This is a genomic window from Cupriavidus gilardii (assembly GCF_017598945.1).
GTDB lineage: Bacteria > Pseudomonadota > Gammaproteobacteria > Burkholderiales > Burkholderiaceae > Cupriavidus > Cupriavidus gilardii_E.
In genome coordinates, this window is sequence record NZ_JAGFTW010000043.1 from 47450 (window position 1) to 64328 (window position 16879).

Here is a 16879-nt window from a genome sequence, read left to right on the forward strand (position 1 = left end):
GAACGACGCGGCTGGACGATGCCGCCGCGGGTACGCGAATGGTGGATGGCCGGCGCCGTCGCCGGCACCATCTACGGCACGCTGCTGCTCAGCGCCGCGCTCGAGCTGCCGCCCGGCACGCCGCTGGCGGGCAGCTTCGCCTGGCAGCCGGCGTGGAAGTGCGCGATGGCGCTGCTGCTGGCGCGCGCGGCGTGGTTCCATCCGGTGCGCCGCGAGCGGCGCTGGCTGATCGCCGCGCTGCTGTTCTCGGCGATGGGCGACCTGCTGCTGGCGGTGCCGTGGCTGCCGTTCTCGTTCGTCGGCGGGCTCGGTTTCTTCCTGCTGGCGCATCTGGCCTATCTCGCGTTGCTGCTGCCGCTGATCGGCGACGACCGGCCGCACCGGCTGCTGGCCTGCGGCGTGGTGATCGGCGCCGCCGGCACGCTGCTGGGACGCTTCTGGCCCAACCTCGGCACGCTGACGGTCGAGGTCTGCGCCTATGTCGTCGCGCTGACGACGATGGCCTGCGCGGCGCTGCTGGCGCGGCTGCCGACGCCGCTGGCTGCGCTGGGCGCGCTGTGCTTCGTCGTGTCCGACGCGCTGATCGGCATCGCGCGCTTTCTGTCGCCGTTCGACCGCTTCGAGCTGGGCATCTGGTGGACCTATGCCGCGGCCCAGGTATTGCTGGTCGCCGGCATCGTCGCGGGACGGCGGCCATGAGGCCGCGCGGCGCGACTTCCCGCATGCGGTGCGCAGCGATCGCATTCGCGCTGCTGTGCGCGCTATCGGGAGCGTCGGTGCCGACGCCGGCGTTGGCCGAGGCACTGCCCGGCTTCGAACAGGTGCGCGAGAGCTACCGCAGTGCCGACGTGGTCGTGCGCGACCGCCACGGCGAGCCGGTCGCCACGGTGCGGACCGATTTCCGCGCGCGGCGCGGGGCATGGGTGTCGCTCGACGAGATCTCGCCCGCGGTGCGCACCGCCATCGTGCTGTCGGAGGACCGGCGTTTCTACCAGCACAGCGGCGTCGACTGGCAGGGCGTCGCCGGCGCGGCGTGGGCCAATCTGTGGAATACGCGCACGCGCGGCGCGTCGACGCTGACCATGCAGCTGGCGGCGCTGCTCGACGACGATCTGCGCCGCGGCGCGGGCGGGCGCAGTGCGGCGCAGAAGATGAGCCAGGCCTGGCGCGCGGCGCGGCTCGAACACGGCTGGAGCAAGAGCCAGATCCTCGAGGCCTATCTGAATCTGGTGCCGCTGCGCGGCGAACTGGTCGGGCTGTCGGCGCTGTCGCAGGCCTTGTTCGGCAAGCTGCCGAGCGGACTCGATGCGCGCGAGGCGGCGCTGGCGGTCGCGCTGGTGCGCGCCCCCAATGCCGCGCCGGCACGCGTGACGCAGCGCGCCTGCCAGATCCTGCGCGAGATGGCGCAGCCGCAGGCCTGCGGCGGACTGGACGGCTTCACCGAACTGGCGCTGGCGCGCGCCGCCATGCCGCCCAGCGGTCCGGGGCGGGCGCAACTGGCGCCGCACCTTGGCCGCCTGCTGGTCGAGCGGACCGGTCAGGCCGCCGCCACGATGCCGGCGGCGATCGACTCGACGCTCGACGCCGGCGTGCAGCGTCTGGCGGTGGCCAGCCTGCAGCGGCATCTGCGCGAACTGGCCGGACGGCATGTCGAGGATGGCGCGGTGGTGGTGCTCGACAACGCCAGCGGCGACGTGCTCGCCTACGTCGGCTCGTCCGGCGCGCTGTCGGGCGCGGCGCAGGTCGATCACGCGGCTGCGCTGCGCCAGGCCGGCTCGACGCTCAAGCCCTTCCTCTATGCGCAGGCGCTGGAAGAACGGCGCCTGACCGCGGCCTCGCTGCTCGACGACCGGCCGGTCAATCTGCCGACCGGCGGCGGCCTCTATATCCCGCGCAACTACGACGGCCGCTATGGCGGCTGGGTCAGCATGCGCGCGGCGCTGGCCGGCTCGCTCAATGTGCCGGCGGTGCGCACGCTGGTGATGGTGACCCCGCACCGGTTTCATCGGCGGCTGGTGGCGCTTGGGCTGCCACTGACCGAGGCCGGCGACTACTACGGCTACAGCCTGGCGCTGGGAAGCGCCGACGTGTCGCTGCTGACGCTGACCAATGCCTATCGGACGCTGGCCAACCAGGGCCGGCACGCCCGGGTGCGGATGCGGCTGGCCGAGCCGGCGCCGCGGCCGGTGGCGGTGATGTCGGCCGCGGCCAGCCATGTGATCGGCGACGTGCTGTCGGACCGGCAGGCGCGCGCCCGGACCTTCGGCCTGGACAGCCCGCTGACCACGCGCTTCTGGACCGCGGTCAAGACCGGTACCAGCAAGGACATGCGCGACAACTGGTGCATCGGCTGGTCGCAGCACTACACGGTCGGCGTCTGGGTCGGCAACGCCAGCGGCGCGGCGATGCGCGATGTGTCCGGCGTGTCCGGCGCGGCGCCGATCTGGCACGACGTGATGGCCTTTCTGCATCGCGACCGGGGCAGCCGGCAGCCGGCGCCGCCTGCGGGCGTTGAACGCGTGGCGGTACGTTTCGAAGGCGTGGCCGAACCGGCGCGCGAAGAAGTGTTCCTCGCCGGCACCGCGGTGCCGGTCGTCGCCGTCGGCAGCCACCACGAGGGTACGGGTACGGCGGCGGCCCGGACGGCGGCGTCCGGCCGCGGCGCGGCGATCGCCAGTCCGGCCGACGGCACCGTGTTCGCACTCGATCCCGATATTCCGCCGCAGGCGCAGCGCGTCTGGCTGCATGCCGAGGATGTCGCCGGCCGCACCGCCAGCGCCGTGGCCTGGCGGCTCGATGGCAAGCGGCTTGGCGGCGGCGGCAAGCTGGCGTGGATGCCCTGGCCGGGACGGCATCGTCTGGAACTGGTCGATGGCAAGGGCACGGTGCTCGATACGGTCCACATCGAGGTGCGCGGTGCGACGGTGCGCGAGGCCGGCGCCCGGCCGGCGGTATCGCAGGGCAGGGCCGCGGCGGACCGGGGCAGCCGGACCCGGGATAACGGGACCCGGGACAGCGATCGGGGATAATCGCCGCTGTCTTGCGCCAGCCGCCCATTCTCAGGAGCCCAAGCCGTGCCGACCGAATCGATTGCCTCGCCGATGCTGCTCGATGCCGCGCAGACCGCGGCGCGCCTGCCGTATCCCGAACTGGCCGTTGCCATTGCCGACATGCTGGCCGAACTGCGCGCGGGCACCGCGATGGCGCCGCCGCGGCTGGCGCTGCCGGTCGGCGACGTGACCGCCGCCGCGCCCGGCGGCGAGGGGACGCTGCTGGTGATGCCGGCGCGCAATGCCGACCTGGTGATGACCAAGAACATCACGGTCCATCCGGGCAACCCGGCGCGCGGCCTGCCCAACATCCTCGGCGAGGTGGTGGTGGCCGACGCGCACACCGGCGTGCGGCTGGCGCTGCTCGACGGTCCGACCGTGACCGGGCGCCGCACCGCGGCGGTGTCGCTGCTGGCGGCACAGCGTTTTGCCGCACGGCCGGACGGCGAGCTGCTGATCGTCGGCGCCGGCGTGCAGGCCACCACCCACCTCGAGGCCTTCGCCGCGGGCCTGCCGCTGCGCCGCGTCTGGCTGCATTCGCGCACGGCCGACAAGGCCCATGCGCTGGCCGCGCATGCGAAGACATTGGGCCTGGAGGCCGAGGTGCTCGAATCTGCGGCAGACATCGAAGCGGTGCTCGCGCGCGTGTCGATGGTCGTCACCGTGACGTCGAGCCGCACGCCGGTGTTGCCGGATCTCGATGCCGGCTGCTGGCGCGACGACCACTTCATCGCCGCGGTCGGCGCGTTCCGGCCGGACATGTGCGAACTGCCGCCGGCGCTGTGCCGCGGCGCCGCGAAGGCGGGGCGGCTGCTGGCCGATACGCTGTTCGGCATCGAGGACGAGGCCGGCGACCTGCTGCAGGCCGGCATCGATTGGGCAGCGGTGCAGCCGTTCGAGACCGCGATCCTGGCCGCCGATGCGATCCGCGCGCGCACCGGCAGTCCGCTGGTGTTCAAGAGCGTCGGTTATGCGCTGTGGGATCTGGCCGCCTGCGCGCTGGCGGTGCGAAGCGCCGACGCATGACGCCGCCGACGGCATCGGGCCACGGCCCGGTGTCACATTCCTGAGACACTTCTGCCGCCTCTCTTCCCGCTGTGGTGGACCTTCGGATACCGCGGATTGCGGTAAACCCTCAATTTAGTGGCGCTCCTCTACAAAATGTCTCTAGATTGAAACGATGACGGCATCGGCAGCGGGATAATGCTGCCCTTGCAGTTGAAAACCACGAAGGAGAGAGGATGTCGCACAAGAAAAAAATCCTGGTGGCTGTCGCGGCCATGGCGGTGGGCGGGGTCGCCCAGGCACAATCGGCCGGCAGCACCGTCGTCAGCACGGGCTGGTTCCGCGTGATGCCCAACAGCTCGGCCGATCCGCTGACCATCGACAGCGTCGGCGGCCGCCCGGTCGGCATGCAGCGGCCCAATACCGGCGCCGACATCAAGGCCGCCAATACGCTGGGCCTGTCGATCGACCACTTTGTCACCGACCACATCTCCGCCGAATTCGTGCTGGGCCTGCCGCCCAAGCATGACGTCGAGGGCGACAAGGGTTACGGCAAGTACGGCAAGCTCGGTACGGTGCGCCAGTGGAGCCCCGCGGTGTTGGTCAAGTACCACTTCCTGGAACCGGCCGCGCGCTTCCGCCCCTATGTGGGCCTGGGCGTCAACTACACCTGGTTCAGCGACGAGACCATCACCAACCAGCAGTTCGTGCGCCAGGAATTCGGCCCGAACGCCACCATGACCGCCAGCGCCAAGTCGTCGTGGAATCCGGTCTTCAATATCGGCGCCAACTACAAGATCAACGAGCGCTGGCATGTCGGCCTGTCGGTGTCCTACCTGCCGCTCGATACCCGCGCGACCTTCGTCACGCGCAATTCTGCGCAGGGCGGCGCCACCGTGGTGTCGCACACCAAGATCAAGATCGATCCGATCGTGACCTTCCTGAACGTCGGCTACCGCTTCTGAGCGGTGCCGACCGGCCGCGTCCGCGTCTCTCCGGAGTGCGGACGCGGTTCCCTCCGGTCAGCCCTTGACCGGATAGCCGGCCGATTCGATGGCCTGCCGCACTTCCTGCGCATCGGCGTCCGTTTCCACGCTGACCGCCTGCGCCGCGATATCGGCCGAGACGCGCGCGTCGGGATCGACCTGCTGCACCGCACGCGTGATCGCGCCGACGCAATGGCCGCAGGACATGCCTTCCACTTGAAACTGCATCATCGTTGAACTCCAGGGTTGGGGTGGTGAACGTCGCCATTGTGAACCTTCCCATCATGTCAAGCGCAAGCCCTGCCGCCGGGCATCAAAAACTGGCGCGCCGGCCTTGACCTTCCTAGCATGGTAAGGTCCAACATCCAGTGACAGGCTATGTCAACGAGGATGTCAACCGCCATGTCCACTTCTTCACTTCCGCTGTCTCCGGCCCCGGCCGGTGCGAATGCCACGCCGGCCGCGCCCGAATGGCGCCTGCCGATCGAAGGGATGACCTGCGCCTCCTGCGTGCGCCGGGTCGAGAACGCGCTGGCCAAGGTGCCGGGCGTGCGTTCGGTCGCCGTCAACCTGGCCACCGAGGAGGCTACCGTGCAGGCCGACAGCGCCGCCGTGCTGCCCGCGGCGGCCGACGCCGTCGTCGCCGCCGGCTACGCGGTGCCGCGCACCGAGCTCGAGCTGACGGTGCGCGAGATGACCTGCGCCTCCTGTGTCGGCCGCGTCGAACGCGCGCTGCGCGCGGTGCCCGGCGTGGTGGACGCCCAGGTCAATCTGGCCACCGAGCGCGCTCTTGTGACGCTGGTCGGCGGCAGCGCGGCCGACATGCTGCCGGCGCTCACCGAGGCGGTGTCCCGCGCCGGTTATGCCGCCGAACCGGTGGCCGAGGCCGCGACGGCAGGGCAGGCCGCAGCCGAACGCGCCGCGGACTTCTGGTCCGGTCCCTGGGCCGTGGCGATCCCGGCCGCGCTGTCGCTGCCGCTGGTCGCGCCGATGGTGCTCGGCTGGTTCGGCATCGCGTGGAACGTGCCGGCGCTGTGGCAATGGCTGCTGGCCACGCCGGTGCAATTCGTGTTCGGCTGGCGCTTCTATCGTGCCGGCTGGAAGGCGCTGCGCGCCGGCACCGGCAATATGGATCTGCTGGTCGCGCTCGGCACCTCGGCCGCCTACGGGCTGTCGCTGTGGCTGATCTGGCGCGGCGCCGCCGCCCATGGCGAGGGTCATCCACACCTGTATTTCGAGAGCGCGGCGGTGGTCATCACGCTGGTTCGCCTCGGCAAATGGCTCGAGGTCCGCGCCAAGCGGCAGACCGCGGACGCGATCCGCGCGCTGGCCGCGCTGCGGCCGGATACCGCGCGGGTGCGCCGCGACGGCGTCGACACCACGGTGCCGCTGGCGCAGGTACGCGTCGGCGACGAGGTGGTAGTGCTGCCGGGCGAGCGCATTCCGGTCGACGGCGTGGTGATCGACGGCGACAGCCATGCCGACGAATCGATGCTGACCGGAGAGAGCCTGCCGGTGCCCAAGCAGGTCGACGACCGCGTCACCGGCGGCGCCATCAACGGCGAGGGCCGGCTGGTGCTGCGCACCGCCGCGGTCGGCGCGGAAACGGTGCTGGCCCGCATCATCCGCATGGTCGAGCATGCGCAGGCGGCCAAGGCGCCGATCCAGCGGCTGGTCGACCGCGTCAGCGCGGTGTTCGTGCCGGTGGTGCTGGCGATCGCGCTGATCACGCTGCTGGGCTGGGGACTGGCGCTGGGCGACTGGCAGTCGGCGCTGCTCAATGCGGTGGCGGTGCTGGTGATCGCGTGCCCGTGCGCGCTGGGCCTGGCCACGCCGACCGCGATCATCGCCGGCACCGGTGCCGGCGCGCGTGCCGGCATCCTGGTCAAGGACGCCGAGGCGCTGGAAACCGCGCACCGCGTCAATGTGGTCGCGTTCGACAAGACCGGCACGCTGACCGTGGGACAACCGGAGGTGGTGGCGCTGGTGTCGGCAGACGGCATGGCCGAGGGAGCGGCCGACGGTGCCGATCGGCGCGATGACGCCTCGTCGGCGTTGCTGTCGCGCCTGGCCGCACTGCAGGCCGGCAGCGAACATCCGCTGGCCCGTGCGGTGCTGCATGCCGCCGAACAGCGTGCGCTGGCGGTGCCCGTGGCGAGCGAGCTGCGTGCGCTGCCGGGCCGCGGCATCAGCGGACGCATCGACGGCATCGGCTGGGCGCTCGGCAGCGAGCGGCTGCGCAAGGAACTGGGCGCCGAACTCGGCGAGCGTTCCGAACTGGTACGCCAGGCCGATGCGCTGCGCCAGGCCGGCCGCACGGTGTCGTGGCTGATCGAGATCGACGCGCGCCGCGTGGCCGGTCTGGTCGCGTTCGGCGATGCGATCAAGCCGGGCGCGCGCGAAGCCGTGGCGCGCCTGCATGCGGCCGGCGTGCGTACCGTGATGCTGTCCGGCGACAGCCACGGCGCGGCGGCGCAGGTCGCCGATGCGCTCGGCATCGACGACGTGCAGGCCGAGGTGCTGCCCGAGGACAAGGCGGCACGCGTGGCGGCGCTCAAGCGCGGCGGCGCGGTGGTGGCCATGGTCGGCGATGGCGTCAACGATGCGCCGGCGCTGGCCGCGGCCGACGTCGGCATCGCGATGTCCACCGGCACCGATGTGGCCATGCACGCGGCCGGCATCACGCTGATGCGCGGCGATCCGGGCCTGGTCGCCGATGCGCTGACGATGTCGCACCGGACCGTGCGCAAGATCCGGCAGAACCTGTTCTGGGCCTTCGTCTACAACGTGATCGGCATCCCGCTGGCGGCGGCCGGTCTGCTCAGCCCGGTGGTGGCCGGCGCGGCGATGGCGTTCTCGAGCGTCAGCGTGGTCGGCAACGCGTTGCTGCTGCGGCGCTGGCGGCCCGAAGCGGGCGCGCAGTCAGCCGGCACGCAGGCAGTGGGCACGCAGACCGCAGGCAAGCCCGCAGCGCAGCGCTGAAACATGGAGGAAGCAAGGCGATGAATATCGGTGAAGCGGCGGCCGCCTCGGGCGTGTCCGCCAAGATGATCCGGCACTACGAATCGATCGGGCTGCTGCCCGAACCGCCGCGCAGCGAAGGAGGCTATCGCCGCTACGACGAACGCGCGCTGCATACCTTGCGCTTCGTGCGGCGCGCCCGTAATCTCGGGTTCTCGCTGGACGAGATCCGCAACCTGCTGCTGCTGTGGCAGGACCGCGGGCGCGCCAGCGCCGACGTCAAGGCATTGACGCTGCGCCATGTCGCCGAGCTGGAAACGCGCATCGCGGAGCTGGCGGCGATGCGCGACACGCTGCGCGCGCTGGCCGAGGCGTGCAGCGGCGACGAGCGGCCCGATTGCCCGATCCTCGCCGACTTTGCCGAGCCGGGACGCGCGCCGTCGGCCGGCGCCGCGCCCGATGGCAATGCGCCCGACGGCAATGCGCGCCACGCCTGCCACTCTTGAACGCTGACCGACGTGCGGCCGCGCCGCGCGCCGACGAGGAGAGCGATCGCATGGATGCATCCCAGAGCGCCGCCATCGCGCCGGCCGAAAGCCGTCAGCGCATGCGCGACGGCACCGAGCTGCTGCTGCGCACGTGGCTGCCGGACCCGCAGCTGTGGCCCGAACCGTCGGGCACGCTGCTGCTGGTACACGGGCTGGCCGAGCACTGCGGCCGCTATGGCCACGTGGCGCAGCGCCTGTGCGCGCTGGGGCTGCGCGTGGTCGCCTACGACCAGCGCGGCCACGGCGCCAGCGGCGGCGCGCGCATGGTGGCCGAGCGGCCCGATGTCTTCCTCGACGATCTGGTCGAACTCTACGACCGCGTGGTGCAGCGCTGGCCCGAACTGCCGATCGTGCTGGGCCACAGCATGGGCGGGCTGGTGGCGGCGCGGCTGGCCACCTCGCGGGTGCGGCCGGTGCGCGCGCTGGTGCTGTCCTCGCCCGCGCTGGCGCTGCGTTTGAGCGGCGCGATGCTGACGATGCACCGGATGCTGCTGACGCTGGCGCCGAACCTGCGCGTCCCCAGTCCGATCCGCCCGGCCGATCTCAGTCACGACTACGCCGAAGTGTCGCGCTATCGCGCCGATCCGCTGGTGCAGCGCACGCTGACCGCGGGCATCCTGCAGAGCATGATGCTCGGCATCGAACGCGCGCAGGCCGATGCGCCGCTGCTCGAAGCGCCGACGCTGCTGCTGGTGGCCGGCGCCGATCGCGTGGTCGATCCGGCGGGCAGCCGGCGCTTCTGCGACAATGCGCCGGCCGACCTGCGCGAATGCATCTGGTTCGAGCACGCCTACCACGAGATCTTCAACGAGCAGGCGGCGCTGCGGGCCGAGGTGCTGGACGCGCTGAGCGACTGGCTGCGCCGCCATCTGCAGCCGGTGACGGACACGGACCGCTGAAGCACGGCGGCACGCACGCCGACCCGATTCCACCTGTTCGACCCGATTGCCGATATCGACGCCAAGCCCAACGCCTGACCTTCGTCGGCCATCCCCCGCGGCGGATGGCCGCACCCCGATCGACTACCCAACCAGAAAAAAAGCATGGAGACCTACGACTACATCATCGTCGGCGGCGGCACCGCGGGCTGCGTGCTGGCCAATCGGCTGACGCAGGACGCCGACGTCAGCGTGCTGCTGCTCGAGGCGGGCGGCAAGGACGACTACCACTGGATCCATATTCCGGTGGGCTACCTGTATTGCATCGGCAATCCGCGCACCGACTGGATGTACCGCACCGTCGCCGAGCCGGGCCTCAATGGCCGCTCGCTGATCTATCCGCGCGGGCGCGTGCTGGGCGGCTGCTCGTCGATCAACGGCATGATCTACATGCGCGGCCAGCGCGAGGACTACGACGAGTGGGCGCGCATTACCGGCGACGACGGCTGGCGCTGGGACAACGTGCTGCCGCTGTTCAAGCGCAGCGAGGACCATCATCGCGGTGCCAACGACTTTCACGGCGCCGGCGGCGAATGGCGCGTCGAGCCGCAGCGGCTCAAGTGGGACATCCTCGAGCGCTTCATCGACGCGGCAGAGCAGACCGGCATTCCGCGCACCGACGACTTCAACCGCGGCGACAACTTCGGCGTCGGCTACTTCGAGGTCAACCAGCGCCGCGGCATTCGGTGGAATACGTCGAAGGCCTTCCTGCGGCGCGCGTCCGAACGGCCGAACCTGACCATCGTCACCGGCGCGCAGGTCAGCGAGCTGACCTTCGATGGGCGCCGCTGCAGCGGGCTGCATCACGTCGGCGGCGGCCAGACCCATACGGTCGCGGCGCGGCGCGAGGTGATTCTCGCCGCGGGCGCGGTCAACACGCCGCAGCTGCTCGAGCTGTCGGGCATCGGCCAGCCCGAACGGCTGCAGGCGCTCGGCATCCCGGTGCGGCAGGCGTTGGCGGGCGTCGGCGAGAACCTGCAGGACCATCTGCAGCTGCGGATGATCGTCAAGGTCGAGGGCGTGCGCACGCTCAATACGCGGGTCGGCAACTGGTGGGGCAAGCTCGGCATCGGGCTGCAGTACGCGTGGAACCAGAGCGGGCCGATGAGCATGGCGCCGTCGCAGCTCGGCGCGTTCGCGCGTTCGGATCCGGACCAGGAGCGGCCCAACGTCGAATACCACGTGCAGCCGCTGTCGCTGGACAAGTTCGGCGAGCCGCTGCACACCTTCAACGCCTTTACCGCCAGCGTCTGCAATCTGCGCCCGACCTCGCGCGGCAGCGTCCATATCGACAGCCCGGACTTCCGCCAGGCGCCGGTGATCGCGCCGAACTACCTGTCGACCGACGAGGACCGCAAGGTCGCGGCGGATTCGCTTCGTCTGACGCGCCGCATCGTCGCCGCGCCCGCGCTGGCACCGTACCGGCCGCAGGAGTGGCTGCCGGGTCCGCATGTCGAGGACGACGAATCGCTGGCGCGCGCGGCCGGCGATATCGGCACCACGATCTTCCATCCGGTGGGCACCTGCCGCATGGGCAAGGCCGACGATCCGCAGGCGGTGGTCGACCAGCGCCTGCGCGTGATCGGCGTGCAGGGCCTGCGCGTGGTCGATGCCTCGGTGATGCCGCTGATCACCTCGGGAAATACCAACTCGCCGACCATCATGATCGCCGAGCGCGCCAGCGACATGATCCGCGAGGACTGGCGCAGCGGCGCGCGCGGCTGACCTCGCCCACGCAGCCGAAGAGCCGGCGCCGCCCGCGTGCGGCGCCGCACCGACCGCACCGCGGGGGTGCCTCGAGACTGCGCCCGCGCTGCCTGACAAACATGACAGCTGGTTCATGTTTCAGGCTCAGTGCAAACCCGGATGTTTTGCGACGCAACAGGTGCCCACAATAGACGCCGGACAGTCGTGATGTCGCGCTCACATCCGTACTTGCATGCGCGCCGACATCCGGCCACGCCGCCGCTGCCACCCAGCGCGCTGCCACACTACCAATAAGACATTGCAGACAAGGCGATCCCCCTTTCAGCGTGCCGTCGCGCATGCCGGCAGGGATCGCGGGTCGAATCCGGGCACGACGGGCCAGAAGCCACGCGTCGCGCCGAACGAGGACGGGCAGGAGACATGAACCAGCAGGAAACCATCCTGGAGACGCGCAACCTCACCAAGGAATTCAAGGGGTTTACCGCGGTCAGCGACGTCAATCTGCGGGTCAGGCGCGGGTCCATCCATGCGCTGATCGGCCCGAATGGGGCGGGCAAGACCACCTGCTTCAATCTGCTGACGAAATTCCTGGTGCCGACCACCGGCACCATTCTGTTCAACGGCATCGACATCACCGGCGAGAAGCCCGCGCAGATCGCGCGCCGCGGCGTGATCCGTTCGTTCCAGATCTCGGCGGTGTTTCCGCACCTGACCGTGCGCGAGAACGTGCGCATCGGGCTGCAGCGCAAGCTCGGCACGCACTTCCACTTCTGGCGCAGCGAACGCACGCTGTCGGTGCTCGACGACGAGGCGATGGCGCTGCTCGAGCAGGTCGGCCTGACCGAGTTCGCCGACACCGTGACCGTCAATCTGCCGTACGGCCGCAAGCGCGCGCTGGAGATCGCCACCACGCTGGCGATGGAGCCCGAGCTGATGCTGCTCGACGAGCCGACCCAGGGCATGGGGCACGAGGACGTGGACCGCGTCACGCAGCTGATCAAGAAGGTCTCGGCCGGCCGCACCATCCTGATGGTCGAACACAACATGAACGTGGTGTCGTCGATCGCGGACACCATCACCGTGCTGCAACGGGGCGCGATCCTGGCCGAAGGGCCGTACGAGCAGGTCTCGAAGGACCCGCGCGTGATGGAAGCCTACATGGGCACGGCCGAGGCCGAGCTGCAGGGCGCGCACTGAAAGCCAGCGGAGCGACGACATGACGACAGACAACACGCCCGCCCTCGAGATCCGCGGCCTGCAGGCCTGGTACGGCGAATCGCACATCCTGCACGGGGTCGATCTGACCGTGAACCGCGGCGAGGTGGTCACGCTGCTGGGCCGCAACGGCGCCGGCCGCACCACCACGCTGCGCGCGATCATGGGCCTGACCGGCACGCGCAAGGGCTCGATCAAGATCGACGGCCACGAGACCATCCATCTGCCGACGCACAAGATCGCGCACTACGGCATCGGCTACTGCCCGGAAGAACGCGGCATCTTCGCCAGCCTGTCGTGCGAGGAGAACCTGCTGCTGCCGCCGCAGCTCAAGGGCAGCGGGGCCAAGCAGGGCATGAGCGAGGCCGAGATCTACGAGATGTTCCCGAATCTGGCCGAACGCCGGCAGAGCCAGGGCACGCGGCTGTCGGGCGGCGAGCAGCAGATGCTGGCGGTCGGCCGCATCCTGCGCACCGGCGCCAACCTGCTGCTGCTCGACGAGATTTCGGAGGGACTGGCGCCGGTCATCGTGCAGGCACTGGCGCGCATGATCCGGATGCTGAAGCAGAAGGGGTACACGGTGGTGATGGTGGAGCAGAACTTCCGCTTCGCCGCGCCGCTCGCGGACCGCTTCTATGTGATGGAGCACGGCACCATCGTCGAGCGCTTCGGCGCCGGCGAGCTGGAACAGAAGATGCCGGTTCTGCATGAACTGCTTGGGGTCTGATCCTTCGGGGTCGCAGGCATGGTCGCCGGCAAGGCGACAGGAATGGGGCGGCATGCAAGTCCGCCGAAACACAGGAGACAAGCAATGAAGATCAAACGGCTCGCAGCCGCAATGGCGGCCTTGGTGACGGGCATGGCGGCCGGTGCGGCCTCCGCGCAGGTATCGGGTGACTCGGTCAAGATCGGCTTCATCACCGACATGTCCAGCTTGTACGCCGACATCGACGGCAAGTCGGGCGTCGAGGCGGTCAAGATGGCGATCGAGGACGTCGGCGGCAAGGTGCTCGGCAAGCCGATCGAACTGCTGTCGGCCGACCACCAGAACAAGGCCGACATCGCCGCGTCGAAGGCGCGCGAATGGATGGACCAGCAGGGCCTGGACATGCTGCTGGGCGGCACCAACTCCGGTACCGCGCTGGCGATGAACAAGGTCGCGCAGGAAAAGAAGAAGGTCTACATCAACATCGGCGCGGGCACGGCCCGCCTGACCAACGAAGAGTGCTCGCCGTACACGGTGCACTATGCCTATGACACGGTGGCGCTCGCCAAGGGCACCGGCAGCGCGGTGGTCAAGCAGGGCGGCAAGTTGTGGTTCTTCCTGACCGCCGACTACGCGTTCGGCCACTCGCTGGAGAACGACACCTCGGCGGTGGTCAAGGCCAACGGCGGCACGGTGGTCGGCTCGGTGCGCCATCCGCTGTCGGCGTCGGACTTCTCGTCCTTCCTGCTGCAGGCGCAGTCGTCGAAGGCGCAGATCCTGGGTCTCGCCAACGCCGGTGGCGACACGATCAACTCGATCAAGGCGGCCAAGGAATTCGGCATCACCAAGAACATGAAGATCGCCGGCCTGCTGATGTTCATCAACGATGTGCACAGCCTCGGACTGAAGAACACCGAAGGCCTGCTGATGACCGACAGCTGGTACTGGGACATGAACGACGAGACCCGCAAGTTCGCCAACCGCTTCTTCGCCAAGAACAAGAAGATGCCGAGCAGCCTGCAGGCCGCCGACTACTCCGCGGTGCGTACCTACCTGAAGGCGGTCGAGGCGGCCAAGACCGACGATCCGGACAAGGTGATGGCCGAGCTGAAGAAGGCGAAGATCGACGACTTCTACACCAAGGGCTATATCCGCGCCGACGGCCGCGCCATTCATGACATGTACCTGATGCAGGTCAAGAGCCCGGCCGAGTCGAAGAAGCCCTGGGACTACCTGAAGGTCGTGGCCACGATCCCGGGCGACCAGGCCTTCACGACGCCGGCCGAGTCGAAGTGCGCGCTGCTGAAGAAGTAAGCGATGGCGGCCGCGCGGTGCGTGTTGCGCGCATCGCTGCGGCCCGATGAACGACCGGCGCCGCGGGCGCGTTCGCTGCTGCCGGCCCATGCCTCCTTCGACGGATGGCGGGCCGGCGCGGAACGGGTCCGCGGCGCCGCATAGCTGACGCCTGCGATGGACATCTTCGGTATTCCCTTGCCCGCCATGTTGTCCCAGCTGTTGCTCGGGCTGGTCAACGGGGCCTTCTATGCGATGTTGAGTCTTGGCCTGGCGGTGATCTTCGGCCTGCTCAACGTCATCAATTTCGCGCACGGCGCGCTGTTCATGCTCGGCGCGGTACTGGCCTGGATGGGCATGGAGTACGCCGGGCTCAACTACTGGGTGATGCTGCTGCTCGCCCCGGTGGTGGTCGGCGTGCTCGGCGTGGTCATCGAGAAGACCATGCTGCGATGGATCTACAAGCTCGACCATATCTATGGCCTGCTGCTGACGCTGGGCATCACGCTGGTGATCGAGGGCGTGTTCCGCTCGATCTACGGCGTGTCGGGCCTGCCGTATTCGACGCCGGAACTGCTGGCGGGCGCGACCGATCTGGGCTTCATGATCTTGCCCAACTACCGCGCCTGGGTGGTGGTCGCCTCGCTGGCGGTGTGCCTGGCGACCTGGTACATGATCGAGAAGACCAAGCTCGGTGCCTACCTGCGCGCCGGCACCGAGAACCCGAAGCTGGTCGAGGCGTTCGGCGTCAACGTGCCGCTGATGGTCACGCTGACCTACGGCTTCGGCGTCGCGCTGGCCGCGTTTGCCGGCGTGCTGGCCGCACCGGTGATCCAGATCTCGCCGCTGATGGGGCAGAACCTGATCATCGTGGTGTTCGCGGTGGTGGTGATCGGCGGCATGGGCTCGATCCTGGGCTCGATCGTCACCGGTCTCGGGCTCGGCGTGATCGAGGGCCTGACCAAGGTGTTCTATCCGGAAGCGTCGTCGACCGTGGTGTTCCTGATCATGGTGATCGTATTGCTGCTGCGGCCGGCCGGGCTGTTCGGGAGGGAGAAGTGATGGACGGACAAAGCGCATCGCGCACCCAGGGACCCCAGGGTACGCAGGCATCCACGCCGGCGGAGGCCGGCGCATCGCGCGCGGGCGTGCCGCGCACCGTGCCGCTGCTGCTCTATGGCCTGCTGCTGCTCGCGCTGATCGCGGCGCCGATGGTCGGCGCCTATCCGGTCTTCGTGCTGAAGGTGCTGTGCTTCGCGCTGTTTGCCTGCGCGTTCAATCTGCTGATCGGCTACACCGGCCTGCTGTCGTTCGGCCACGCGGCCTTCTTCGGCGGCGCGGGCTACGTTGCCGGGCATGCGATGAAGGTATGGGGCGTGACGCCGGAGGTGGGGCTGGTACTCGGCACGCTGGCCGGGGCGGCGATCGGCTATGTGGTCGGCGCGCTGGCGATCCGGCGGCAGGGCATCTATTTCTCGATGATCACGCTGGCGCTGGCGCAGATGCTGTTCTTCTTCTGCCTGCAGGCGCCGTTCACCGGCGGCGAGGACGGGCTGCAGGGCATTCCGCGCGGCAAGCTGTTCGGCGTGCTGTCGCTGTCGGACGACCTGACGCTGTACTACGTCGCGCTGGTGATCCTGGTGCTGGCCTTCGCGCTGATCGTCCGTACGGTGCACTCGCCGTTCGGGCAGATCCTGAAGGCGATCAAGGAGAACGAGCCGCGCGCGATCTCGCTGGGCTACGACACCGACCGCTTCAAGCTGATGGCCTTCGTGCTGTCGGCCGCGCTGTCGGGCCTGGCCGGCGCGATCAAGGCACTGGTGCTGGGCTTCGAGACGCTGACCGACGTGCACTGGTCGATGTCCGGCACGGTGATCCTGATGACGCTGGTGGGTGGCCTCGGTACGCTGTCCGGTCCGATCGTCGGCGCCTTCGTGATCGTCGCGCTGGAGAACAAGCTGGGTGATATCGGCAGCTTCCTGGCCTCGGCCACCGGTGTCGAGTGGTTCAATTCGCTGGGCGAGTCGGTGACGATGGTGACCGGCGTGATCTTCGTGATCTGCGTGCTGCTGTTCCGCCGCGGCATCATGGGCGAGCTGCTGGCGCTGTTCGGACGGGGCCGGCATTAGCGAACCTGGGGTGCCGCCGACCCTCGCCGTGGAGTGGCCGCCGGGATACATGCCCGTTTTTAGGGCTAGGGTTTTTTCTAGCTTGTTCGATACGCACCGCTTCGTTACATTGCAGTCACGGTTTTCGCAGGTTAAATGGAGGCGGAAGCGAGGAGACGACAGGCGCGCACCCACGATGAGCATTCCGTGAGGAAGCAGCGTTAAATAAGGAAAGGGCGTTGACGGGTGATCCTCGGCAACGCCCTTTTTAATTTGTGCCGTTCCTCCGTGAGACAATGCGCGCCTTGCCCGCGATCGCCATGCCGTCTCCGTCCGACCCCACCCTCCCAGCTGTCCCAGCT

The 16879-nt window shown here is 69.3% G+C and carries 14 protein-coding genes; 13 read left to right on the forward strand and 1 reads right to left on the reverse strand.

From position 1 onward, the window contains the following. Positions 1–18 precede the first annotated feature (18 nt). The 4 genes from J5T34_RS15330 to J5T34_RS15345 all read left to right on the forward strand — a co-directional run bounded on the left by J5T34_RS15330 (position 19) and on the right by J5T34_RS15345 (position 5020). Complete coding sequence (locus tag J5T34_RS15330) at positions 19–699, forward strand: lysoplasmalogenase (protein ID WP_208580483.1); 681 nt, start codon at positions 19–21, stop codon at positions 697–699. A 23-nt stretch (positions 700–722) separates the two neighbouring features. Continuing rightward, positions 723–3029, forward strand: coding sequence for a penicillin-binding protein 1C (pbpC, locus tag J5T34_RS15335; protein WP_208580467.1), 2307 nt, complete (start codon positions 723–725; stop codon positions 3027–3029). Between the two features lie 72 nt (positions 3030–3101). Further along, a complete protein-coding gene (locus J5T34_RS15340) occupies positions 3102–4076 on the forward strand; it encodes a delta(1)-pyrroline-2-carboxylate reductase family protein (RefSeq protein ID WP_208580484.1) in 975 nt (324 codons plus the stop codon). A 215-nt stretch (positions 4077–4291) separates the two neighbouring features. Beyond that, a complete protein-coding gene (locus J5T34_RS15345; protein WP_208580468.1) occupies positions 4292–5020 on the forward strand; it encodes an OmpW/AlkL family protein in 729 nt (242 codons plus the stop codon). Between the two features lie 57 nt (positions 5021–5077). Here the strand turns inward: J5T34_RS15345 and J5T34_RS15350 are convergent, their stop codons facing one another. Next, positions 5078–5272, reverse strand: coding sequence for a heavy-metal-associated domain-containing protein (locus J5T34_RS15350; RefSeq protein WP_208580469.1), 195 nt, complete (start codon positions 5270–5272; stop codon positions 5078–5080). Positions 5273–5443: 171 nt separating this feature from the next. Here J5T34_RS15350 and J5T34_RS15355 point away from each other — a divergent pair, with 171 nt between their 5' ends. From J5T34_RS15355 to J5T34_RS15395, 9 genes are all read left to right on the forward strand, one after another. Next, on the forward strand, positions 5444–8023 hold the full coding sequence (locus J5T34_RS15355; RefSeq protein ID WP_208580470.1) for a heavy metal translocating P-type ATPase: 2580 nt from the start codon (positions 5444–5446) through the stop codon (positions 8021–8023). Positions 8024–8043: 20 nt separating this feature from the next. After that, positions 8044–8508, forward strand: a complete 465-nt coding sequence (gene cueR, locus J5T34_RS15360; protein ID WP_208580471.1) for a Cu(I)-responsive transcriptional regulator — start codon at positions 8044–8046, stop codon at positions 8506–8508. Between the two features lie 50 nt (positions 8509–8558). Continuing rightward, positions 8559–9449: an alpha/beta hydrolase gene (locus J5T34_RS15365; protein WP_208580472.1), complete on the forward strand. Its 891-nt coding sequence runs from the start codon at positions 8559–8561 to the stop codon at positions 9447–9449. Positions 9450–9593: 144 nt separating this feature from the next. Further along, positions 9594–11213, forward strand: coding sequence for a GMC family oxidoreductase (locus tag J5T34_RS15370; RefSeq protein ID WP_208580473.1), 1620 nt, complete (start codon positions 9594–9596; stop codon positions 11211–11213). Between the two features lie 402 nt (positions 11214–11615). Beyond that, complete coding sequence (locus J5T34_RS15375; RefSeq protein ID WP_174106011.1) at positions 11616–12392, forward strand: ABC transporter ATP-binding protein; 777 nt, start codon at positions 11616–11618, stop codon at positions 12390–12392. A gap of 19 nt (positions 12393–12411) precedes the next feature. Continuing rightward, positions 12412–13137, forward strand: a complete 726-nt coding sequence (locus tag J5T34_RS15380; RefSeq protein WP_208580474.1) for an ABC transporter ATP-binding protein — start codon at positions 12412–12414, stop codon at positions 13135–13137. Positions 13138–13221: 84 nt separating this feature from the next. Continuing rightward, positions 13222–14430, forward strand: coding sequence for an ABC transporter substrate-binding protein (locus J5T34_RS15385; protein WP_208580475.1), 1209 nt, complete (start codon positions 13222–13224; stop codon positions 14428–14430). Between the two features lie 156 nt (positions 14431–14586). After that, positions 14587–15471, forward strand: a complete 885-nt coding sequence (locus J5T34_RS15390) for a branched-chain amino acid ABC transporter permease (protein WP_208580476.1) — start codon at positions 14587–14589, stop codon at positions 15469–15471. Between the two features lie 149 nt (positions 15472–15620). After that, a complete protein-coding gene (locus tag J5T34_RS15395) occupies positions 15621–16538 on the forward strand; it encodes a branched-chain amino acid ABC transporter permease (RefSeq protein WP_244258945.1) in 918 nt (305 codons plus the stop codon). Positions 16539–16879 lie beyond the last annotated feature (341 nt).